The 21,252-nt window shown below is 68.4% G+C and carries 22 protein-coding genes; 15 read left to right on the top strand and 7 right to left on the bottom strand.

What is annotated here, in order from left to right; genetic code table 11:
- The first annotated feature begins 200 nt into the window (after window positions 1-200).
- On the top strand, window positions 201-341 hold the full coding sequence (locus ACZ7L6_RS27100; protein WP_471928204.1) for a hypothetical protein: 141 nt from the start codon (window positions 201-203) through the stop codon (window positions 339-341).
- A gap of 77 nt (window positions 342-418) precedes the next feature.
- Here ACZ7L6_RS27100 and ACZ7L6_RS27095 read toward each other — a convergent pair whose 3' ends face one another.
- The gene (locus ACZ7L6_RS27095; RefSeq protein ID WP_471928202.1) at window positions 419-847 is read right to left on the bottom strand and encodes an Hsp20/alpha crystallin family protein; all 429 of its coding nucleotides are present in this window, start codon (window positions 845-847) and stop codon (window positions 419-421) included.
- 199 nt (window positions 848-1,046) lie between these two features.
- Between ACZ7L6_RS27095 and ACZ7L6_RS27090 the strand changes: the two genes are divergently transcribed.
- From ACZ7L6_RS27090 to grpE, 3 genes are all read left to right on the top strand, one after another.
- Window positions 1,047-1,430 (top strand): J domain-containing protein, encoded by a 384-nt coding sequence (locus ACZ7L6_RS27090; RefSeq protein WP_471928200.1) that lies wholly within the window; start codon window positions 1,047-1,049, stop codon window positions 1,428-1,430.
- Between the two features lie 115 nt (window positions 1,431-1,545).
- Window positions 1,546-3,399, top strand: a complete 1,854-nt coding sequence (dnaK, locus tag ACZ7L6_RS27085) for a molecular chaperone DnaK (protein WP_471928198.1) — start codon at window positions 1,546-1,548, stop codon at window positions 3,397-3,399.
- A 40-nt stretch (window positions 3,400-3,439) separates the two neighbouring features.
- Entirely contained in the window at window positions 3,440-4,015 is a 576-nt protein-coding gene (gene grpE / locus ACZ7L6_RS27080; RefSeq protein ID WP_471928196.1) for a nucleotide exchange factor GrpE, read from the top strand.
- Here the strand turns inward: grpE and ACZ7L6_RS27075 are convergent.
- Complete coding sequence (locus ACZ7L6_RS27075; RefSeq protein WP_471928194.1) at window positions 3,939-4,343, bottom strand: pyrophosphohydrolase domain-containing protein; 405 nt, start codon at window positions 4,341-4,343, stop codon at window positions 3,939-3,941. The genes grpE and ACZ7L6_RS27075 overlap by 77 nt on opposite strands.
- A 355-nt stretch (window positions 4,344-4,698) precedes the next feature.
- On the opposite strand from ACZ7L6_RS27075, the gene ACZ7L6_RS27070 reads away from it, so the two are divergent.
- Window positions 4,699-5,694: a TAXI family TRAP transporter solute-binding subunit gene (locus tag ACZ7L6_RS27070; RefSeq protein ID WP_471928192.1), complete on the top strand. Its 996-nt coding sequence runs from the start codon at window positions 4,699-4,701 to the stop codon at window positions 5,692-5,694.
- A gap of 180 nt (window positions 5,695-5,874) precedes the next feature.
- Here ACZ7L6_RS27070 and ACZ7L6_RS27065 read toward each other — a convergent pair whose 3' ends face one another.
- A complete protein-coding gene (locus tag ACZ7L6_RS27065) occupies window positions 5,875-7,266 on the bottom strand; it encodes a sensor histidine kinase (protein ID WP_471928190.1) in 1,392 nt (463 codons plus the stop codon).
- Between the two features lie 9 nt (window positions 7,267-7,275).
- Window positions 7,276-7,962: a response regulator transcription factor gene (locus tag ACZ7L6_RS27060; RefSeq protein ID WP_433048937.1), complete on the bottom strand. Its 687-nt coding sequence runs from the start codon at window positions 7,960-7,962 to the stop codon at window positions 7,276-7,278.
- A gap of 288 nt (window positions 7,963-8,250) precedes the next feature.
- Here ACZ7L6_RS27060 and ACZ7L6_RS27055 point away from each other — a divergent pair, with 288 nt between their 5' ends.
- The 10 genes from ACZ7L6_RS27055 (at window position 8,251) to ACZ7L6_RS27010 (ending at window position 17,123) form a co-directional block, all read left to right on the top strand.
- Window positions 8,251-9,027, top strand: coding sequence for an amino acid ABC transporter ATP-binding protein (locus ACZ7L6_RS27055; protein ID WP_471928188.1), 777 nt, complete (start codon window positions 8,251-8,253; stop codon window positions 9,025-9,027).
- Window positions 9,028-9,126: 99 nt separating this feature from the next.
- Window positions 9,127-9,969 (top strand): glutamate ABC transporter substrate-binding protein, encoded by an 843-nt coding sequence (locus ACZ7L6_RS27050; RefSeq protein WP_471928186.1) that lies wholly within the window; start codon window positions 9,127-9,129, stop codon window positions 9,967-9,969.
- Between the two features lie 79 nt (window positions 9,970-10,048).
- Window positions 10,049-10,714 (top strand): amino acid ABC transporter permease, encoded by a 666-nt coding sequence (locus ACZ7L6_RS27045; protein WP_471928184.1) that lies wholly within the window; start codon window positions 10,049-10,051, stop codon window positions 10,712-10,714.
- Complete coding sequence (locus tag ACZ7L6_RS27040; RefSeq protein ID WP_471928182.1) at window positions 10,711-11,619, top strand: amino acid ABC transporter permease; 909 nt, start codon at window positions 10,711-10,713, stop codon at window positions 11,617-11,619. The genes ACZ7L6_RS27045 and ACZ7L6_RS27040 overlap by 4 nt, the downstream gene beginning before the upstream one ends.
- A 946-nt stretch (window positions 11,620-12,565) precedes the next feature.
- Window positions 12,566-12,703 (top strand): hypothetical protein, encoded by a 138-nt coding sequence (locus ACZ7L6_RS27035; RefSeq protein ID WP_471928180.1) that lies wholly within the window; start codon window positions 12,566-12,568, stop codon window positions 12,701-12,703.
- Between the two features lie 305 nt (window positions 12,704-13,008).
- Window positions 13,009-13,353 (top strand): hypothetical protein, encoded by a 345-nt coding sequence (locus ACZ7L6_RS27030; RefSeq protein WP_471928178.1) that lies wholly within the window; start codon window positions 13,009-13,011, stop codon window positions 13,351-13,353.
- Window positions 13,354-14,111: 758 nt separating this feature from the next.
- Window positions 14,112-15,755, top strand: a complete 1,644-nt coding sequence (locus ACZ7L6_RS27025; protein WP_471928176.1) for an FAD-dependent monooxygenase — start codon at window positions 14,112-14,114, stop codon at window positions 15,753-15,755.
- A gap of 114 nt (window positions 15,756-15,869) precedes the next feature.
- The gene (locus tag ACZ7L6_RS27020) at window positions 15,870-15,956 is read left to right on the top strand and encodes a putative leader peptide (protein ID WP_313960178.1); all 87 of its coding nucleotides are present in this window, start codon (window positions 15,870-15,872) and stop codon (window positions 15,954-15,956) included.
- 88 nt (window positions 15,957-16,044) lie between these two features.
- On the top strand, window positions 16,045-16,593 hold the full coding sequence (locus ACZ7L6_RS27015; RefSeq protein WP_471928174.1) for a cupin domain-containing protein: 549 nt from the start codon (window positions 16,045-16,047) through the stop codon (window positions 16,591-16,593).
- Between the two features lie 98 nt (window positions 16,594-16,691).
- Window positions 16,692-17,123, top strand: coding sequence for a rhodanese-like domain-containing protein (locus ACZ7L6_RS27010; protein WP_471928584.1), 432 nt, complete (start codon window positions 16,692-16,694; stop codon window positions 17,121-17,123).
- 372 nt (window positions 17,124-17,495) lie between these two features.
- Here the strand turns inward: ACZ7L6_RS27010 and recX are convergent, their stop codons facing one another.
- The 3 genes from recX to ACZ7L6_RS26995 form a co-directional block, all read right to left on the bottom strand.
- Window positions 17,496-18,500 (bottom strand): recombination regulator RecX, encoded by a 1,005-nt coding sequence (gene recX, locus ACZ7L6_RS27005; protein WP_471928172.1) that lies wholly within the window; start codon window positions 18,498-18,500, stop codon window positions 17,496-17,498.
- A gap of 4 nt (window positions 18,501-18,504) precedes the next feature.
- Window positions 18,505-19,632 (bottom strand): recombinase RecA, encoded by a 1,128-nt coding sequence (recA, locus tag ACZ7L6_RS27000; RefSeq protein ID WP_433048913.1) that lies wholly within the window; start codon window positions 19,630-19,632, stop codon window positions 18,505-18,507.
- Between the two features lie 291 nt (window positions 19,633-19,923).
- Complete coding sequence (locus tag ACZ7L6_RS26995; protein ID WP_471928170.1) at window positions 19,924-21,195, bottom strand: AI-2E family transporter; 1,272 nt, start codon at window positions 21,193-21,195, stop codon at window positions 19,924-19,926.
- Window positions 21,196-21,252 lie beyond the last annotated feature (57 nt).

Below are 21,252 nucleotides of genomic sequence, written 5' to 3'. Positions count from 1 at the left end.
CGGAACGGGGAGTGCCCGAGCGAGGCGTAGCGGTGCTGTCCACCGGGGTCTCTCCAGGAGCCGGGGGCCGCAGCTCGACGCACCAGAACCGCTCCCCGTCCGTCTCACCATGCGATCACCCTTTTACCCCAATTCGGACACCCCGTTGAATGAGGCCTTCCACTGAAGGATGCCTTCCACCGGTCGGAGGGAGACGAGTGATGGGCGAGCACGTTCACGTGCGCATCGGGGACGGCGTCCGGGTGAGCGAAGAGGGAGAACTGGTCGAGTTCTCCCGCTGCCGCTGCGGCGCCACCTGGACCAAAACCTATCGGGTGGCCGACGGCGCCCCCGAGGACTGAGTACCACTGCGTACGGTGGCGGCCGCGGCGTACCTCCGCACGCCCAGTGATCGCGGTACGCCGCGGCCCCCGCTCGCTCAGGTCGCGATCTGCTTCGACCCGCTGTCCCCGCTGCTGACCTCGATACGACGCGGCTTGGCCGCCGTGGCCACCGGGATGCGCAGCGTCAGCACGCCGGCGTCGTAGTCGGCGCTGATCTTCTCCAGGTCGAGCGACTCACCCAGGAAGAGCTGACGGCTGAAAACGCCGTGCGGCCGTTCGGCGACGAGGACGTCGTCGGCCTTGACGTCGGGGCCGGTGCGCTCGGCGCGCACGGTGAGGACATTGCGTTCCACGCTGAGGTCCACACCGTCCGGGTCGACGCCGGGCAGGTCGAAGTGGACGACGAACTCGTCCCCGCTCTGATACGCGTCGAGCGGCATGGCGGACGGCCGGGCGAGGGTGCCGAACGCCTGCTCGGCGAGCCGGTCGAGTTCCCGGAAGGGGTCCGTGCGGATGAGGACCATCGTTCAACTCCTTTCGCCTGGTGGGAGCCGCTAGGCGGCATCCGCGTCTCCGGGCTCCGGGAGTCCGGAGTTCCTTCGCACCATTTCGTATACCTCGCCCCTCTCGGGCTTGACAATAGGGCACTCAAGTTTTATTCAGATCAGTAGGCAGGTTGACACAGAACCCGCAGCTCGGAGGGGGTGCGAGGAGGTGTGGACGATGCAGGCTCGGGCCGCCACCGGCTCCGCGCCGGATCTGTACGCCGTACTGCGGGCGGAGCCGTCGGCATCGCCTGCCGGGATCACCGCGGCCTTCCGCCGCCGGGTCCGTGAACTGCGGCCCGACATCCGGGTGGACGCCGGGACGGCGCGGCGCTTCGCCGAGGTGATGGCCGCCTACGACGTGCTCCGCGATCCCGTCTCGCGTGCGGCCTACGACCGTCGGCGCACCCCCGCGGTCGCGGCCCCGGCCCCCGTCCCGGCTCCCGTTCGGCCCCGCCGCGTCACAGGTGTCACGGCCGCCGTGGTGCTGCGCATCGGCGGACCGGGGCGGCGTATCCCTGCGCTGCGGGTGGGGCCGGTCCGCTGGGAGTGGACCCGCTGATCCGCGAGAGCCCGCCCGACAGCCGGGCGCGGCGCACTCGGCGACGAGCGGCGCTCTCGGTGACGGGCTGCGCTGACGACCTCGGGCCTGGATGCGATGAGGAGGGAGAACGCAGATGGCGCGCCCGGTCGGAATCGACCTCGGTACGACGAACTCGGTGGTCTCGGTCCTCGAGGGCGGCGAGCCCACCGTCATCACCAACACGGAAGGTGCCCGGACCACACCGTCGGTCGTGGCCTTCGCCAAGAACGGCGAAGTGCTCGTCGGCGAGGTCGCCAAGCGGCAGGCCGTGACGAACATCGAGCGCACCGCGCGCTCGGTCAAGCGGCACATGGGGGACCACGCCTGGCGCTTCCCGGCGACGGGCGACATCGACGGCAGGCGGTACACCGCGCAGGAGATCTCCGCGCGCGTGCTGCAGAAGCTGAAGCGGGACGCGGAGGCGTACCTCGGCGAGGACGTCACCGACGCCGTGATCACCGTGCCCGCCTACTTCGACGACAGCCAGCGGCAGGCCACCAAGGAGGCCGGGGAGATCGCGGGGCTGAACGTCCTGCGGATCATCAACGAGCCGACCGCCGCGGCGCTGGCGTACGGGCTGGACAAGGAGAACGACCAGACGGTCCTCGTCTTCGACCTCGGCGGCGGCACCTTCGACGTGTCGCTCCTGGAGATGGGCGAGGGCGTCATCGAGGTGAAGGCCACCAACGGCGACACGCACCTCGGCGGTGACGACTGGGACCAGCGGGTCGTGGACCACCTGGTCAAGCAGTTCAAGAACGGCTACGGCGTCGATCTGAGCAAGGACAAGATGGCCGTGCAGCGGCTGCGTGAGGCCGCCGAGAAGGCCAAGATCGAGCTGTCCTCCTCGACGGAGACGACGATCAACCTGCCGTACATCACCGCCTCCGCCGAAGGCCCGCTGCACCTCGACGAGAAGCTGACCCGCGCCCAGTTCCAGCAGCTGACCGCCGATCTTCTGGAGCGCTGCAAGGGGCCCTTCCACAACGCGATCAAGGACGCCGGGATCAAGGTGTCGGACATCAACCATGTGATCCTGGTGGGCGGTTCGACCCGGATGCCCGCGGTGACGGACCTGGTCCGCGAGCTCACCGGCAAGGACCCGCACAAGGGCGTCAACCCCGACGAGGTCGTCGCCGTCGGCGCCTCGCTGCAGGCCGGTGTCCTCAAGGGCGAGGTCAAGGACGTCCTGCTGCTGGACGTCACCCCGCTGTCCCTCGGTATCGAGACCAAGGGCGGCATCATGACCAAGCTCATCGAGCGCAACACGACGATCCCGACCCGGCGTTCGGAGATCTTCACCACCGCCGAGGACAACCAGCCGTCGGTGACCATCCAGGTCTACCAGGGCGAACGGGAGATCGCGGCCTACAACAAGAAGCTCGGCATGTTCGAGCTGTCCGGCATCCCGCCCGCCCCGCGCGGCGTGCCGCAGATCGAGGTCGCCTTCGACATCGACGCCAACGGGATCATGCACGTCTCCGCGAAGGATCTCGGCACCGGCAAGGAACAGAAGATGACCGTGACCGGTGGCTCGGCGCTGCCCAAGGACGACATCAACCGCATGGTCCGCGAGGCCGAGCAGCACGCCGAGGAGGACCGCACACGCCGGGAGACGGCCGAGGCCCGCAACCAGGCCGAGCAACTCGTCTACCAGACCGAGAAGTTCGTCAAGGACAACGAGGACAAGGTTCCCGCCGACACCAGGTCCGAGGTCGAGTCGGCCGTCGCCGAGCTGAAGGACAAGCTAAAGGAGGAGGCCGACGCCGCGGCCCTGCGTACCGGCATCGACAAGCTCGCCTCCGTCAGCCAGAAACTGGGCCAGGCCATGTACGCGCAGGCTCAGCCGTCCGCCTCCGGCGGTGCGACCGGGCAGGAGAGCACCTCCGCCGACGAGGACGTGGTGGACGCCGAGATCGTCGACGACGACAAGCCGCGGACGGGCTGACGCCGGAGGTGACGCTGGGGAGCACCCCACGGAGGTGACGATGGAGAAGGGACGGCCGCAGGACGCGGACCCCACCGAGCTGCGGCGTCTGCTGGAGGAGCGCACTGGCGACCTGCAGCGGGTGAAGGCCGAGTACGACAACTACCGCAAGCGGGTGCGGCGGGACCGCATGGCCGTACGGGAGATCGCGGTGGCCAACGTCGTCCGCGCCCTCCTGCCCGTTCTGGACGCGGTCGACCGCGCCTGCGCGCACGAGCCGATGACACCGGGTCTGAAGGACATCACCGACACCCTGCGGGCCCAGCTCGGCTCGCTGGGGGTGACGTCGTTCGGCGAGGAGGGCGACCCCTTCGACCCCACGTGCCACGAGGCCCTGACGCATCACATCTCCACCGACGCCGACGGCCTGACCTGCACGGAGATCCTGCGCCCCGGCTACCGGCTCGGCGAGCTGCTGCTGCGCCCGGCCCACGTCGAGGCCACCGGTCCGCCTCCACCCGCACAGGGCCCCGAGAAGGGCCGGCGTACCGGCGAGAGCCCTACGCCCCGCCGGTCGCCCACCCCTGACGGCGCAGCACAGCCGACACGTCCGGCGCCCGGTAGTGCTCCCCCTTGAGCACCTTGCCGTCGGCCCGGCGGGCGACCTGGCCGTCGGGGCCCAGCTTGGTCATGTTGGAGCGGTGGATCTCGGCCAGGACGGCGTCGAGGTCGATCCCATGGACCAGCGCCGTGCCGTACGCGACGTAGACGAGGTCCGCCAGCTCGTGCGCGAGCCGGTCGAGCGGACCGCTGACACACACCTCGGCGACCTCGGCGGCCTCCTCGGCGAGCAGTTCCCCACGGTGCGCGGCCAGTTCCGGGGAAACCTCGGTCGGTGTACTTCGGGCGTCCAGCCCGAAGGCGAGGTGGAATTCACGGACCAGGTCGGCGGGCGAGGAGCTCATGCGCCGACTGTAGCGGCCGGGTCCGACAGTCCTTGGGGGCGAGGCGTCCAGGGCCGGGGCGTGGAGCCGTCCAGGCCCGGACTGCCTAGGCGTCCAGGGGCAGGGCTGGCCCATGGAGGCGTCCAGGGGCTGGAAATGGATGGGCCGCGGAGGCGTCCAAGGGCTGGGCTGCGGAGGCGTCCAGGGCTGGGCTGCGGAGGCGTCCAGGGCTGGGCTGCGGAGGCTTCCAGGGGCTGGACCGTGGAGCCGTTCCAAGCTTGATCGGGCGCGTCCAGCTCAGACGTCCGCCCTCTCCTCCCCTCCCTGTGACCCCTGCCCTGGTCAGCACCGCGTACCGGCTGGCAGGATCTCGGCCATGTCCAAGGCACTCACCCGCATCAGCAGGCGCCGGGCCCTGCGGGGCGCGGCCGCCGGGCTCGTCGCCCTGGGGCTGCTGCTGTGGTGGCTGCTGCCCCTGGGTGAGGAGCCGCCGAGCGGGACGATCACCTTCAGTACGGGCACGCGCGCGGGGGTCTATCAGGAGTACGGCGCCCTGCTGCGCAAGGAGCTCGCCAAGGACATGCCGCAGCTGAAGGTGCGGCTGCTGACGAGTGACGGCTCGCAGGAGAACGTCGAGCGCGTGGCGACCGGGCAGGCCGACTTCACCATCGCCGCCGCCGACGCGGTGGACACGTACAAGATCGGCGGCAAGCCCGTCATCGACCGGCTGCGCGGCGTCGCTCGCCTGTACGACGACTACGTCCAGCTCGTCGTCCCGCCGGGCTCCGACATCCGCTCCGTCGCGGATCTGAAGGGCAAGCGGGTGGCCATAGGGCTGCCGAACTCGGGCGTCCGGTTGATCGCCACGCGCGTGCTGGAGGCCGCCGGCATCGACCCGGAGAAGGACATCACGCCCCGGTCGGACGGCATCGACACCGGACCCGCGCGGCTGGGGCACGAGCTCGACGCGTTCTTCTGGTCGAGCGGGGTGCCGACGGACGGGCTGGAGAAGCTCGCCGAGACCTCCTCGTTCCGGTTCGTTCCCATCGAAGCCGACCTCGTCGCCAAGGTGCACGCCCAGGGCGACGTGGCCCACTTCTACCGCGCGACCAACATGCCGGAGTCGGCCTACCCCACCATCCAGAACGGCGACACGGTGCCGACGATCGCCGTCTCCAATCTGCTGATCACCCGCAAGGACATGGACCCCCGGCTCACCGAATGGCTGACCCGCACGGTGATCAAGAGCCGCGACGGCATCGGGGCCCACGTGCACTCCGCGCAGCTGGTCGACCTGCGCACGGCGATCTACACCGATCCCCTGACTCTGCACGAGGGCGCCCGGCGCTACTACCGCTCGGTCAAACCGTAGAAGCCTGTCGGCGTCGGTCCCGCCACCGCGCCTGCGCCGACCTCGCACTGTGCCCGCGCCGGCCCCGCCACTGCGCCTGCACCACCCCCGCCACTGTGCCGGCGCCGACGCCGCACTGTGCCTGCACCAACCCCGCTCTGTGCCTGCGCCAACCCGGCCACGGTGTGGACACCGCCCCCGCTACTGCGTCGGCGCCGTCCTGGGCACCGTCACCGTCACCCGCAGCCCGTGCGGTTCGTTGCGGCCGTACGACATCGAGCCCCCGCCCGCCGAGAGCAGCGCCCGCGAGATCGACAGGCCCAGGCCCGAGCCCTTGATGTTCTGGTGCCGGCCGCTGCGCCAGAAGCGGTCGCCGATGCGGGCGAGTTCCTCGTCGGTGAGGCCGGGGCCGTGGTCGGCCACCACGATCGTCGACGTACCGCCGTTCGAGGTGACCGTCACCTCGACGCGCTCGTCCTTCGGAGTGAACTTGACCGCGTTGTCGATCACCGCGTCCAGCGCGCTGGACAACGCCACCGGGTCGGCCCAGGCCGTGGTGGCCGGGCAGTCCCCCACCAGCCGTACCCCCTTGGCCTCGGCGGTCGGCGCCCACGCCGCGACGCGCTCGGCGGTCAGCGCACCGACGTCGGTGAGCCGCAGGTCGGCTTCGGTGTGCTCGGCGAGGGCAAGATCGAGCAGGTCGTCCAGGACCTGCGCCAGGCGCTTGCCCTCGGCCTGGACCGAGGCGATCTCCGCATTGCCCTCCGGAAGTTCGAAAGCGAGCAGTTCGATGCGCAGCAGCAGCGCCGCGAGCGGGTTGCGCAGCTGGTGCGAGGCGTCGGCGACGAAGGCGCGCTGCTGCTCCAGCACGTCCTCGACGTTGTCCGCCATCTCGTTGAACGACCGGGCCAGCCGCCGGAGTTCCGGCGGACCGCTGGCCACCGCGACCCGTGTCTTCAGGCGCCCGCTGGCGATCGCGTGCGTGGTGCTGTCCAGCACCCGAACCGGCCTGAGCACCCAGCCGGTCAGCCTGAGCGCGGCTCCGACGGCCACCAGCATCGCGGCGGTCAGACCCGCGCCGATGATCAGCCAGCCCTCCAGGATCCGCGAACGCATCTCCCCGGTGGGCGAGTCGGTGACGACGACCGCGACGACGTCACCGTCCCGGATGACCGGCGAAGCGATGACAAGGCGGTTGCGCTGCCAGGGCCACACCTGCTTCGGGTCGTGGCTGCGCCGGCTGAGCAGCGACTCCTCGAAGGCGTCGCGCACCTCGCCGGTCTCGGGCAGGAACCAGGTCGTCGGCCCGTTGGCCAGCGGCGTGTCATTGGGCAGGAACACTCCGGCCCGGATGCCGTAGACCTCGTAGTAGCTCTCGAGTTCCCGGCTGAGGATGCGCAGGTCGTCGCGGGATCCGGAGACCGTGTCGGCGGCGGGCCGCGCGATGGCCGCGAAGTACGCCGTGTCGTCGATCCGGTCGACGACCACCTTCTGCTGCTGGGCCGAGGCCAGGCTGACGGCGAGCGGTACACCGAGTGCGAGCAGGACGGCCGCCATCAGGACGATGAGCAGCGGGAGAAGACGAGTGCGCACCCTTACCCGCTACGCGGCCGGGGCGACGAGCCGGTAGCCGACGCCGCGTACGGTCTCGATCAGCGTCGGCATGCGCAGCTTGGCGCGCAGGGACGCCACATGCACCTCAAGAGTGCGTCCTGTCCCCTCCCAACTCGTGCGCCACACCTCGCTGATGATCTGCTCCCGGCGGAACACCACGCCGGGGCGCTGCGCGAGCAGGGCCAGCAGATCGAACTCCTTGCGGGTCAGCTGGACGACCGAACCGTCCACGCTGACCTGACGGGTGGGCAGTTCGATGTGCACCGCGCCCAGGCGCAGCACACCGTCGCCGCCCGTGCCGGTGTCCTCCTGCACGGTGCGCCGGCTCACCGCGTGGATCCGGGCGAGCAGCTCTCCGGTGTCGTACGGCTTCACGACGTAGTCGTCGGCCCCGAGGTTGAGGCCGTGGATGCGGGAGCGGACGTCGGAGCGCGCGGTGACCATGATCACCGGGGTGCTGGTGCGCTTGCGGATCTTGCCGCAGACCTCGTAGCCGTCCTGGTCGGGCAGGCCGAGGTCGAGGAGGACGACACCGAAGCCGTTGCCCTCGGGGACGAGCGCCTGCAGGGCCTCCTCGCCGCTACGCGCGTGCGTGACGTCGAAACCGTGCCGCGCCAGGACCGCGGACAGCGCGGCTGCGACATGGTTGTCGTCCTCGACGAGGAGGAGTCTCATCCCGGCCCCCTTCGGTTCATCGGCCGTACGATTCAGGTGGGTACACAGTGCAGGCACGCGCGCGCGTGCACCATGGCAGTCACGCTGATGGACGACGACCACGTCAAGAGGGTTCCGGTTACGGCCGTATTCCGTTTTCCGGCCGGTACGGCCCCAGGTCACAAGTGCTACGACGTGTGTCCGATTGCTATCGGATCGTGATGCTCAGATTCCCCTCAGAAGTAATGACGCAGGTCGGATACGGTTACTACTGTCCTCCGAAACCGAGGAGGACGGAGCCTGAGAGCGATGACCGAAGTATCGGTGGCCAAGGAAGATGTGGCCGCGACCGGCGAGCTGGTCGTCCTGAAAGACGTGAACAAGCACTTCGGCGCGTTGCACGTACTCCAGGACATCGATCTCACGATCGCCCGCGGCGAGGTCGTCGTGGTCATCGGACCCTCCGGGTCCGGGAAGTCCACCCTGTGCCGCACCATCAACCGCCTCGAGACGATCGACTCCGGCACGATCGCCATCGACGGCAAGCCGCTGCCCCAGGAAGGCAAGGAGCTGGCCCGGCTGCGCGCAGACGTCGGGATGGTCTTCCAGTCCTTCAACCTTTTCGCGCACAAGACCGTGCTCGAGAACGTGATGCTGGGCCAGATCAAGGTCCGTAAGACGGACAAGAAGAAGGCCGAGGAGAAGGCCCGCGCCCTGCTCGATCGGGTGGGTGTGGCCAGCCAGGCGGACAAGTACCCCGCCCAGCTCTCCGGCGGCCAGCAGCAGCGTGTGGCCATCGCCCGGGCGCTGGCCATGGACCCCAAGGTCATGCTCTTCGACGAGCCGACGTCGGCCCTCGACCCGGAGATGATCAACGAGGTCCTGGAGGTCATGCAGCAGCTCGCCCGCGACGGCATGACCATGATCGTCGTCACCCATGAGATGGGCTTCGCCCGTTCGGCCGCCAACCGGGTGGTGTTCATGGCGGACGGCAAGATCGTCGAAGAAGCTGTGCCGGACCAGTTCTTCAGCAACCCGCGCAGCGACCGCGCCAAGGACTTCCTGTCCAAGATCCTGCACCACTGACGGACTGCTTCACGCACCCGACGACCTGCGTCATCCAACCCTCCGAGGGGACAACCCTCTGGCGGGACGCATCTCTTCATCACGCAAAGGATGTTCACCATGAAGCTCCGCAAGGTCTCCGCCGCGGCGGCCGCTGCGCTCGTCCTCTCGATCACCGCTACTGCTTGTGGTGGCGACAACGGCAACGACGAGGGTGGCTCGGGTTCGGGCGACGGCAAGAAGATCACGGTCGGCATCAAGATCGACCAGCCGGGTATCGGCCAGAAGACCGCAGACGGCTCGTACGAGGGCTTCGACGTCGACGTGGCGACGTACGTGGCCAAGGAGCTCGGCTACAACGCCGACGACATCGAGTGGAAGGAAGCGAAGAGCGCCGACCGCGAGACGATGCTCCAGCGCGGTGACGTCGACTTCATCGCCGCCTCGTACTCCATCACCGACGAACGTGACCAGAAGGTCGACTTCGCCGGTCCCTACCTGCTCGCCCACCAGGACCTGCTCATTCGCGCCGACGACAACATCACCAAGGGCGAGGATCTGAACGGCAAGAAGCTCTGCTCCGTCGCCGGATCCACGTCGGCGCAGAACGTCAAGGACAAGATCGCTCCGAACGCACAGCTGCAGACCTACGGCGGCTACTCGGAGTGCCTGACCGGCCTGGAGAACAAGGCCGTCGACGCGCTGACCACCGACGACTCGATCCTCGCCGGCTACGCCGCCCAGGAACAGTTCAAGGGCAAGTTCAAGCTGGCCGGTCTGAAGCTGAGCAACGAGAACTACGGCATCGGCGTCAAGGAGGGCAGCGACCTCAAGGCGAAGATCAACACCGCCCTGGAGAAGATGGTCCAGGACGGCTCCTGGGAGGAGGCCGTGAAGAAGAACTTCGGCCCCGCCAACTACAAGAACGAGCCCGCCCCGAAGATCGGCGTCATCGTCAAGTGAATCAGGGCGGTCGGGCAGGTGCGTCGTCCTCTGTGGCGGCGCACCGCGCCCTCCCCCATGTGCGGAAGCGCGGGAGATCGTGTTCGACTTTCTTGAAGGCTACGACCTACTAGGGGCGTTTTGGACGACGGTGCAGCTCACCGTCTACTCCGCCATTGGGTCCCTCGTCTGGGGAACCCTGCTGGCCGCGATGCGCGTCAGTCCCGTCCCCCTGATGCGCGGCTTCGGCACCACCTACGTGAACGTGGTGCGGAACATCCCGTTGACGATCATCATCGTCTTCACCTCGCTGGGTCTGTTTCAGACCCTCGGTATTTCTCTCGGCTCCGAGGAGTTCGAGACCATCAACTTCCGGCTCGCAGTGCTCGGTCTGATCGCCTACACGTCGGCGTTCGTCTGTGAGGCGCTGCGCTCCGGCATCAACACCGTGCCCGTCGGGCAGGCCGAGGCAGCCCGCGCCATCGGGCTGAACTTCACTCAGGTGCTCACCCTGATCATCCTTCCTCAGGCATTCCGCTCGGTGGTCGGGCCGCTGGCGAATGTGCTGATCGCGCTGACCAAGAACACCACCGTTGCGGCGGCGATCGGTGTGACTGAGGCCGCGTTCCTGATGAAGGAGATGATCGAGAACGAGGCGCAGCTCCTCCTCATTTCCGCCATTTTCGCGTTCGGGTTCGTCTGCCTCACCCTCCCGACCGGTCTGTTCCTCGGCTGGGTGAGCAAGAAGGTGGCGGTGAAGCGATGAGTTCGGTCCTCTATGACGCCCCGGGGCCCCGAGCCAAACGGCGGAACGTCATCCTCTCGGCGCTGTTTGTGATCGTATTCGCCGCCGCTGCCTGGTGGGTGGTGAACAAACTCAACGAGAGGAACCAGCTCGACTGGGAGAAGTGGAAGCCCTTCTTCACCGACTCCCGAGTGTGGACCACGTACATCTGGCCCGGTCTGGAGAACACCCTCATCGCAGCGGCCTTCGCCATGGTCATCGCGCTGCCGCTGGGTGCGTTCTTCGGTATCGCGCGCCTCTCCGACCACGGGTGGGTGCGTTGGCCCTCTGGTGCCGTGGTCGAGTTCTTCCGTGCGATCCCGGTGCTGATTCTGATGCTCTTCGCCAACCAGGCGTACTCCCAGTTCACCGACATCAGCACAGACGACCGTCCGCTGTACGCGGTCGTCACCGGACTTGTCCTATACAACGCGTCGGTACTCGCGGAGATCGTTCGCGCCGGCATCCTGGCCCTGCCCAAGGGACAGTCCGAAGCGGCGATGGCGATCGGCCTGCGCAAGGGCCAGACAATGCGGTCCGTGCTGCTTCCGCAGTCGGTCACTGCGATGCTGCCCGCGATCGTCAGCCAGTTGGTCGTCATCGTGAAGGACACCGCGCTCGGCGGCGCATTGCTCAACTTCTCCGAGCTGCTCGCGGCGGTCCGACCGATGAGTGCGTTCTACGGTGCGAACACCATCGCCAGCTTCACGATTGTGGCTGTAATCTTCGTGGCCATCAATTTCGCCCTCACGACCTTCGCCAGTTGGCTGGAGGGCAGGCTCAGGCGCAGCAAGAAGAGCACGGGTGCGGTGCTCAGTGCCGAGGACACAGAGGAACTCAACCCCGCCGCGGTAGGCGGCAGCTTTGGGGCCGGTGCCGAGAGGTAACCAGGCAGTATGAGACTCACGGGGGCAGTGGCACACGATGCTACTGCCCCCATACGCTGCTACGGGTGACTCATCGGCAACCCCTCCGCCAGACGACTGGAAATGTGGGATTCGGCGACGACCCGCGCGACAACCGGGCCCTCACGCTGCCCTCAACCTGTGCGGCAGCCTGAACGGCGCTTCGGAGGATCCGACGGGCTCAGAAATGCCGAAGCTGCTGAGCTTGAATTCGGGTTGTCGTAGCTGCGGACAGAGCGTGATCGTCGTGGTGCGCTGTTGCGGTATGTGCAGGTTGCCTGACAGGTGAACGGCAGTTCCGTGAAGGCATCCGGATGCTGGCCACCGACCGCTTCGCCCACAGGGAGCCGAACTCGGCGATCGCAAGGAGCTAAGGATCAGTGTGCGCTCCGTGCAGCGGTGGCGACGAGCCTGGGCCACGGGCTTTCCGGTCGGCGGTTCCGCCTCGTCTCCATGGCTGAGCAAGGCCCAGGCCGCTGTGCTGGAGGCGGAGCTCGACTAGAGGCCGGTCGCGCACGGCCGGCCCAATTGGCAGTGGACACTGCCCGGGATCAGGGCCGTGATCAAGCGTTGCTTCCACGAGGAGGCGATCCGCGGCTGGGCGAAGGAAACCTGGTCGCAGGTGGAAGCACCGCGGCAGCGCTCGATGCATGGATCCTTTCATCGAGGACGAGGCCGGCTTCTCGGTGACGCCGCCGACCGCACGCCAGGCAAGGCCACACCCCGGTGATCAGGGTCCGCGGCCGCACTTCGCGCCAGCTGTCCATCGCCGCCTTGTCCTGTTACGTGGCAGGTCAGCCACCACCCCTGATCTACCGGCTCAAAAGACACAGCGGCAAACGCCGACGGCTGTCGGAGCTTTGCCAGGACGGGCTGCCTTGACCTGCTCATCGCCACACACCTGCAGCTTGGCGCCCCCATCGTCCTGATGTGGGACTCCTTCAGCACCCACGTCTGCGCGGACCTGCGTCATTTCACCAGCGGTCAGGAGCGGCTGACCGTCGTCCGGCTGCCCGCTTACGCGCCCGAGTTCAACCCAGTCACATGCATCTTGGCGCTGCTGTGAGGAGGAGCTACGCCGCCAACGTCGCCTTCACCCACACAGACCACCTCATGCTCACCGTTCGCCAGGATATCCGTGAGATCCAGTACCGCCCCACACTCCTCAATGGCTGTCTCGTAGAAACCGGACTCATCCTCCGCCCTGCATAACCAACAACGACAGCCGGAACTCAAGCACAGTAAGCGGAATTGCAAATTCCACCAAGATCATCAAGCTCAAATCTAGCTCAAGATCATTGCTTCGCCCTGTCGATGATGAAAACATCGCAGATGCAATAGAAAGCCCACCCCCACAGGAACGGAAGAACCTTGCGGAAGGTAATCTTCAGGGTCAGCACAGTTGCCCTTAGCGCCGCTCTCATGATTCCCGCTTTCGGCGGGAACGCCCAGGCCTTCGACGGTCCGGCAGCGCAGAACTCATGGGGTTGCGACACCGGCTCGAAGAGAGTGAACTTCTCCTACAAGCCCGGAAGCGTAACCACGACCGTCTACTACAACAACCACTGCTCGCACTCGGTGCGCGCCGCGGCCCGGATCATGGACCACCACGGGGACATATCGCACCAGTGCTTCACAATCCCTGCCGGGAAGAAGGGAAATCGCGAGTTCCAGCAAGGGCTTGTCGGCAGCTTCGTCGGCATCTACAAGTGCTAGGTCTGCACCCGTAGACAGAGCGCCATGGCGAGTTCCTTACACGCCATGAAATAAACCGTATTGGTGCCCGACACATGTCGGGCACCAATTACTCCTTTCGGTGCAACCCTAAAATATCATTGCCTCGTTCAACGGACCTCACCTTCAATCTCTGCTGAGAGCCGGTCGAATGTCCCAGACGCCTTCCTCAGTTGTTCTGAGTTGGTCGTGGGGTGGCGGTTAAGTGGTAGAGCATTCGAATACGTCCGCGCCTTGCGAATGATTAGCTATATCTCCTTGGGCCATCCAGTCTGGCAGTCGCTTCTGGCGTCGATCTCGGCAGCCAAGGATCTCCCGCCGAGTCGACCCCGTTCCTCGACATCGGCCCCTGCAAAGGCGCTCATCACGAGCAACGCGACCGCGAGGCGGCTCAGCCGCGCCCACAGGACCCTTGCACCCGTCGAGTGACCCAGGCGCCCAAACGGTCTTCCGACCCAACTCAGTGCGCGGGCATCTGCAACCGTCTGCTGCGTGCTGAGGATCTCGCACTGTCGCAGAGACGAGTTACATCTGTGGTCTCGCGACCGACGCCGTCAGTGTCGAACTGTTGAGAGTGGCGGAACCCAGTCACTTGCCTTGACATGATCACTAGACCACTTCCGTCACTTGACGCAAGCACCGGCAATGGGTTGCATACGTTCTGTGATCGTGCACCCTGCTCCAACTTTCTGTTCACTTGCGTCCCTCGGGACACCACTGCGGGCAGGGGGCGCCGCGCCGTGGACCCGGTGATCATCGTCGGAGCGGGGCCCGTGGGGCTCACGCTCGCCCTGGCCCTGGCCCGCCAGGAGGTGCCGTCCGTCGTTCTCGACGAGGGGCCCGGCAAGGACGAGCCGCGCCTCGCGCGCACCGTCGTACTGCGCGAGGACACCGCCGCCCTCATGGAGCGTCTGACGGGTGTTCCGCTCGCCAAGGTCGGAGTCCGTTGGTCCGGATGGCGGGCAATGCGGCGCAAGCAGGTGATGCGCGAGGTCACGTTCGACGACGCCGAAGCAGGGCGCGAGGGCGGCTCGAACCCCGCCCCCCTGCACATCGCCCAGCACGTACTGACCGGCGCCCTGCGCGCGGCCCTCGCCGGCGAACCGCTCGTCAAGGTCGCCGTGGACAGCCGCCTGGACGCCATCGAGCAGGAGCCCTCGGGCGTCGCTGCCCACACCCGCGGCCCCAACGGCACCTGGTGGCGCGGCAGTTACCTGGTCGGCTGCGACGGCCCGCGCTCCACCGTCCGGAAACTCCAGGACATCCGCTTCCCCGGCCGTACGGCAGTGGAGCGACACGCCGTGGCCGCCTTGCGGGCGGAACTTCCGTGGGACGGTCGGGCGTTGCTCCATCGGATGCCACCGTGGCGGACGTCGGGACCTTCGGGCGGCGAGGTCACCGCACGGCCGCTCCCGGACGGGGTGTGGCGCCTCGACTGGCTGCTGCCGCCGGGCAAGGACCTGGTCACCCCCGAGATGCTCGTGGCCCGCATCCGGGAGACGCTCGCCGGATGGACCGACGGGCCTACACCGCCGTACGAACTCCTCGACACCGGAGTGCACACGGTCCACCACCGCCTGGCCCGCCGCTGGCGCGTGGGCCGCGTCTTTCTCGCCGGGGACGCGGCGCACTGCCTCGGCACGCTCGGCACACACGGCCTCGAGGAGGGCCTGCGGGACGCCGACAACCTCGCCTGGAAGCTGGCGCCGGCCTGGCACCACGGGCCGCGCGAGGCACTGCTCGACAGCTACCAGGCGGAGCGGCGCGCCGTCGTCGCCGCCCGGCTGCGCGCCGCCGACCAGGCGTTGCCGCTGCTGCGCGGCGGTGGAGGGCTGCGCGCGGTCGTCCCCGGCTCCGCCCGGGGCCATGACGCGCTGCTGATGGACGGCCACCTGGGGCACGGAGCGATCGGCGCGCCCGGGACGTACGCCGACTCGCCACTCTCTCCCGGGCATCTGGAGGGCGAGGTCCCCGTGGCCACGCCGCCCGGCGCGCCGGTCATGGACGTGCGGGTCACGGCGGAGGACGGCTCCTTCGTACGGTTGCGGGACCGGCTCGGACGCGGCGCGCTGCTGGTCGTACTGATCGCCCCGGGCACGGAGGTGTGGGACCGCAAGCACTGGGTGTCCGCCGGCGTCATGCCCCGGCTGGCGGCGGCGGTGACGGCGCTGCCCTATCCGGCCGAGCTGCTGGTCGCGGGGAGCTATCCCGGGGCGGCCGCGCACACCGTGCTGCTCATCCGGCCCGACGGCCACCTGGTGACCGCGTTGAGCGGGGTGCGGCCGGCCGACCTGTACTCGGCGGCCGAGGCAGCGCTGGACGGACCGGTCAAGGCACAGGCCGGGGCGGCTGCGGAGGCTGGGGCCGCGGCTGGGTCGCGTTGATTTCGTCGTACGGAGATTGAAGGCGTCGTACGGAAGCGGCACTCACCGTCACTGTGCGGTCCGCATCGTGACAGTGAGTTGACCGGTTCGCACCGCCATGGTGTACTCCCGACCATGACCGACACCTGTGTGCGCCTGTGGCGGAGGGTCCATATGGACCTCGTCCGCTATGCGGGCTGCGTGTGTCGCCCGTCCTGCTGAACTCGCATCCCCCTTTCTTCTCGCGCACGCCACTCCTTTCGCCTGTGGCGTGGCGCGCTCTTCGCGAACTCTCTTCAGGACGGTGCACGTGTCTGTCTCCTCTGCCGCCGTTTCCCCTTCTCATCCGGGTGTTGCGCCGGTTTCCACGCCGACGCAGGCGGACCTTCTCGACTTCGTACGGCGTACTGCCGCCGACGCCGACTTGATCGCCTCGCTTCCGCTCGATCCCGAGGGCCGTACCTGGGTACGGCTCGAAGGTCCCGGCGGCAGCGAGGCCTGGCTCATCGGCTGGCCGCCCGGAACGGGTACCGGCTGGCACGACCACGCCGACTCGGTCGGGGCCTTCGTGACGGCGGCCGGTGAGCTCAAGGAGAACTCGCTCGCCGTCCGGCTGCCCGCCGACGGCTGGAAGACGCTGGAACTGACGGACGACGTGGACCGGGAACGCCGGCTGCCGACCGGCAAGGGCCGTTCCTTCGGGCATCACCATGTGCACGAGGTCCTCAACGAGTCCGCCGACCAGCATGCGATCTCCGTCCACGCCTACTATCCGCCCCTACCGCAGATCCGCCGCTTCAGCCGCAGCGGCCCGATCCTGCGACTGGAGCAGGTGGAGCGGCCGGAGGACTGGCAGTGAGCGGCGTGGGTGAGCAGTCGGTCGGCGAGGGTGAGCTGAACGTGAGAGTGGGCGGCGTCGGCGAACAGGCAGTCCACGGAGGCAAACGGAAGTCAGGTGTGGACGGCGTGGAGGAACAACCGGTCGGCATCGACGAGTTGCTGGAGCGGGTACGCGCCGGCTACACCCGGATCGAGCCGCGAGCGGCGTACGAGCTCGCGCAGCGCGGCGAGGCTCTGCTGGTCGACATCCGGTACGCGGCCCTGCGCGAACGGGACGGACTGATCCCCGGCGCCCTCGTCGTCGAGCGCAACGAACTCGAGTGGCGGCTCGATCCACAGGGCAGCCATCGCGCCCACGAGGCAACGAGCCACGACCTGCGAGTCGTGGTGATCTGCAACGAGGGCTACGCGTCGAGCCTGGCAGTCGAATCCCTACGGCGACTGGGGCTGCACCGGGCCACCGATCTCGTCGGCGGGTTCCAGGCGTGGCGGGCGGAAGGGTTCCCGGTGACGGCGGCGCAGTCAGGCGTGGAGGCGGAGGCAGCTTAGAGGCTGCTCTGTGGGTCGGTGCCGAGGGCAGAGGGAAGGCGGGCCGTGTACCTGCCCTGTGCCGCTGCCCCGCTCGAACTCGTCGGGGTGTCACCGCTGACCGGCGGAGTCAGCACATCGCTGACCCGGGGGCCGACGCGTTGGCTTTCCTGCGGAGCTCCCCACCCGGCCCCACCGCAAGCCTCGCCCCTCAACTACCCCCGGTCTCTCCCCTCGCTGCGAACCCGGCCCCGAACGCGATGGGCGCCCCCGCGCGTCCACCGTGTCCGGGGCCGGAACCCTACGTTCGCGGACCTCCGCCCACTTGCAGCCCCTCTACTCCCAGCCCCCCCCTGCCCCCTGGCGCCCTCTATTCGCAGGCACCTACCGGGATCAGAACCCCTCGTCCCCGAGGAACTCCGTGTCCTCGCCCTCTTCCTCCAGCGCCTGTCGCACCGCCCGCAGAGCCATCCCCTCGGGGTAGCCCTTGCGGGCGAGCATGCCCGCGAGGCGGCGCAGGCGTTTGTCGCGGTCGAGCCCTCGCGTGGAGCGGAGCTTGCGGGCGACGAGTTCGCGTGCGGTCGCCTCTTCCTGCTCGGAGTCGAGCTGTGCGACGGCCGCATCGATCAGGGTGGAGTCGACGCCCTTGGTCCGCAGTTCCTGGGCGAGCGCGCGTCGGGCCAGCCCTCTGCCGTGATGCCGTGACTCCACCCAGGCGTCCGCGAACGCGCTGTCGTTGATGAGACCGACCTCCTCGAACCGCGACAGCACCTCCTCGGCGGCATCGTCGGGGATCTCCCGCTTGCGCAGGGCGTCCGCGAGTTGCTTCCGTGTGCGCGGGGTCCCGGTGAGCAGGCGCAGACAGATCGCCCGCGCCTGCTCCACCGGGTCCGCGGGGGGCGCACCCCTCTCGGCCCTCGACGAGGAAGAGGCGCCTCCGTCCTCACCGGACGGCTCTGTTCGGCCGCGCCGACGACGCCCGTGGGCACCGCCCGAGCCATCCGAGCCTTCCGAGCCCCGAGCCCTGCCACGGCCGCGGCGCGAGCCACGGCCGGACGCATCGGCTGCGCCGCGCCGCACCGGGCCGTCCTCGGGCCACGCTTCACCGCCCACCGAGCCAGAGGGCTGCTCATCGCCGTATGCCAGGCCCGGTCGGCCCTGATGGGCCAAGCCCGGCTGATCGTCATACGTCCGGCCCGACTCGTCGCCGTACCCCCCGTACGACGACCTCCTGCCGTACGGCGCCGTACCGTCGTTCCCCCCGTCCGTGCCATGAGCCGCGTCCTCTCCGTAGGCGTGCCCGCCCATCCCGGAGAGGCCCTCGTCGCCGCCTCTCCCCCGCTCACGCGGGACGTCCGGATAGGCGGCGTACTCGGCCCAGTCGGTTCGCCGTGTCACGGGATCAGCTCTTGGCGGTCGCAGCCTTGGTCTTGGCTGCCTTGGCCGCCGCCGGAGCGGGCACCGTCTTCGCGGCGTCGGCCGGGGCGGCGGAGACCGCGGCGTCCGCGCCCGGCTCGGCGGCCGGCTCCTCCGGGCGCACGCCGACGCCCAGCTTCTCCTTGATCTTCTTCTCGATCTCGTTGGCCAGGTCGGGGTTGTCCTTCAGGAAGTTGCGCGCGTTCTCCTTGCCCTGGCCGAGCTGGTCGCCCTCGTACGTGTACCAGGCGCCGGCCTTGCGGACGAAGCCGTGCTCCACGCCCATGTCGATCAGGCCGCCCTCGCGGCTGATGCCCTGGCCGTAGAGGATGTCGAACTCGGCCTGCTTGAAGGGCGGCGCCACCTTGTTCTTGACGACCTTGCAGCGGGTGCGGTTGCCGACCGCCTCCGTGCCGTCCTTGAGGGTCTCGATGCGGCGGATGTCGATGCGCACCGAGGCGTAGAACTTCAGCGCCCGGCCACCGGTCGTGGTCTCCGGCGAACCGAACATCACGCCGATCTTCTCGCGGAGCTGGTTGATGAAGATCGCGGTGGTCTTGGACTGGTTGAGCGCGCTGGTGATCTTCCGCAGGGCCTGGCTCATCAGACGCGCCTGCAGACCGACGTGGCTGTCGCCCATCTCGCCCTCGATCTCCGCGCGCGGGACGAGCGCGGCGACGGAGTCGATGACGATGAGGTCGAGGGCGCCGGAGCGGACGAGCATGTCCACGATCTCCAGCGCCTGCTCGCCGTTGTCCGGCTGGGACAGGATCAGGTTGTCGATGTCGACGCCGAGCTTCTTCGCGTACTCGGGGTCGAGGGCGTGCTCCGCGTCCACGAACGCGACCTGGCCGCCGGCCTTCTGCGCGTTGGCCACGGCGTGCAGGGTCAGGGTCGTCTTACCGGAGGACTCCGGTCCGTAGATCTCCACGACACGGCCGCGCGGCAGTCCGCCGACACCGAGGGCCACGTCGAGGGCGGTCGACCCGGTCGGGATGACCTCGATGGGCTCCTTCGCCCGCTCGCCCATGCGCATGACCGCGCCCTTGCCGAATTGCCGTTCAATCTGTGCGAGTGCGGCATCCAGGGCCTTCTCGCGGTCGGTTCCTGCCATGGGTTCCACCCGGTTTGCTTGAGTCGATCGCTTCACGTCAAAGACGCTAACGCCTGCCACTGACAATGCGCCCCGACGCCCGTCCGGCCTGTGGATAACTCGGGCACCTCTGGGTCGAAAACGTGGCGAAATGCCCGCCGAGAGCCTCGCCGGAGCCTCCATGAGAATGGATGTTCGATTTTCGTGTCAAGCGCACCGCGCGGCACTTCCGAGACTACGTCCGCGGCCTGACAACGCCCCGGGCTCCGGGCCGATCACCCGCTGCCGTCGCGGGACGGCCGCACAACCGGCTCAGGCGGAGCCGTCCCCGGAACTTCCCCTCTCTGCCGGGGGCTGCTCCGTCGGCCGTCGCGTCCACAGCTGACGCGCGCGCGTGACCAGGCTGTGCCCCGGTCCGCGCCCCCGGTGACCATGGACGCGGGGGTCGTCCGTGACGTCGTACCGCTTCACATAGGCCCCCAGGAACGCCTGCAGCGTGGCGACCGCCGGGATGGCGATCAGCGCACCCACCGCGCCGAGGAGGGCGGTGCCCGCGATGACGGAGCCGAAGGCGACCGCGGGGTGGATGTCGACCGTCTTGGAGGTCAGCTTGGGCTGCAGCACATAGTTCTCGAACTGCTGGTAGACCACGACGAAGATCAGCACCCAGAGCGCGTACCAGGGATCGACCGTGAACGCGATCAGCATGGGCAGGGCGCCCGCGAGATACGTGCCGATGGTGGGGATGAACTGCGACACCAGGCCGACCCACACGGCGAGCACCGGCGCGTTCGGCACGTCCAGGAACTCCAGCAGGATGTAGTGGGCTACGCCGGAGATGAGCGCCATCAGACCGCGCGAGTACAGATACCCGCCGGTCTTGTTCACCGCGATCTCCCAGGCACGCAGCACCTCGGCCTGCCTGGCGGGCGGCAGCACGGAGCACAGCGCACGCCGCAGCCGGGGGCCGTCCGCGGCGAAGTAGAACGAGAACAGCGTGATCGTCAGCAGCTGGAAGAGGCCGCCCAGGACCTGGGCGGACACATCCAGGACGCCGGTGGCACTGTTCTGGACGTAGTCGCGCAACCAGTCGGAGCGGAGCAGCCCCTCCTGGACGTCAACGCGGCGCAGCTCGGTGTTGAAGTGCGTGTTGATCCAGTTGATGACGGAGTCGAGGTACTTGGGGAATTCGTCGACGATCTTGATGATCTGGTTCGCCAGCATGGAGCCGAGCAGCGTCACGAAGCCGGCCGACACGACGATCACCGCGAGGAAGACAATGGCTGTGGCCAGTCCCCGGCGCATGCGATGCGAGGCCATCCAGCTCACCGCGGGCTCGATGGCCAGCGCCAGGAAGAACGCGATGAGGATGTTGATCAGCAGCCCGGTGAGCTGGTGAAAGGCCCAGCTGCCCAGCTGGAACGCGCCGACCAGCGCCAGCGCGAGCACCATGGCGCGCGGCAGCCAGCGCGGCATGCGGGCGCTCGGCCCGGCGGCGCCCTCGCCCGGAGGCGGGGTGGGCGGCGTCGTGCCGAACGGGGATCCGTGCCGGGCGAGCTGCCCGGTCTCGTCAGTGCGTGCCACGGAGCAAGTGTCACCCACGCAGCCGACAATCAGCTGCCGTCCTGCGATCTTCTTGAC

Source organism: Streptomyces sp. NPDC107522 (genome assembly GCF_055657525.1).
This window is presented reverse-complemented; position numbering and strand designations above follow the sequence as displayed.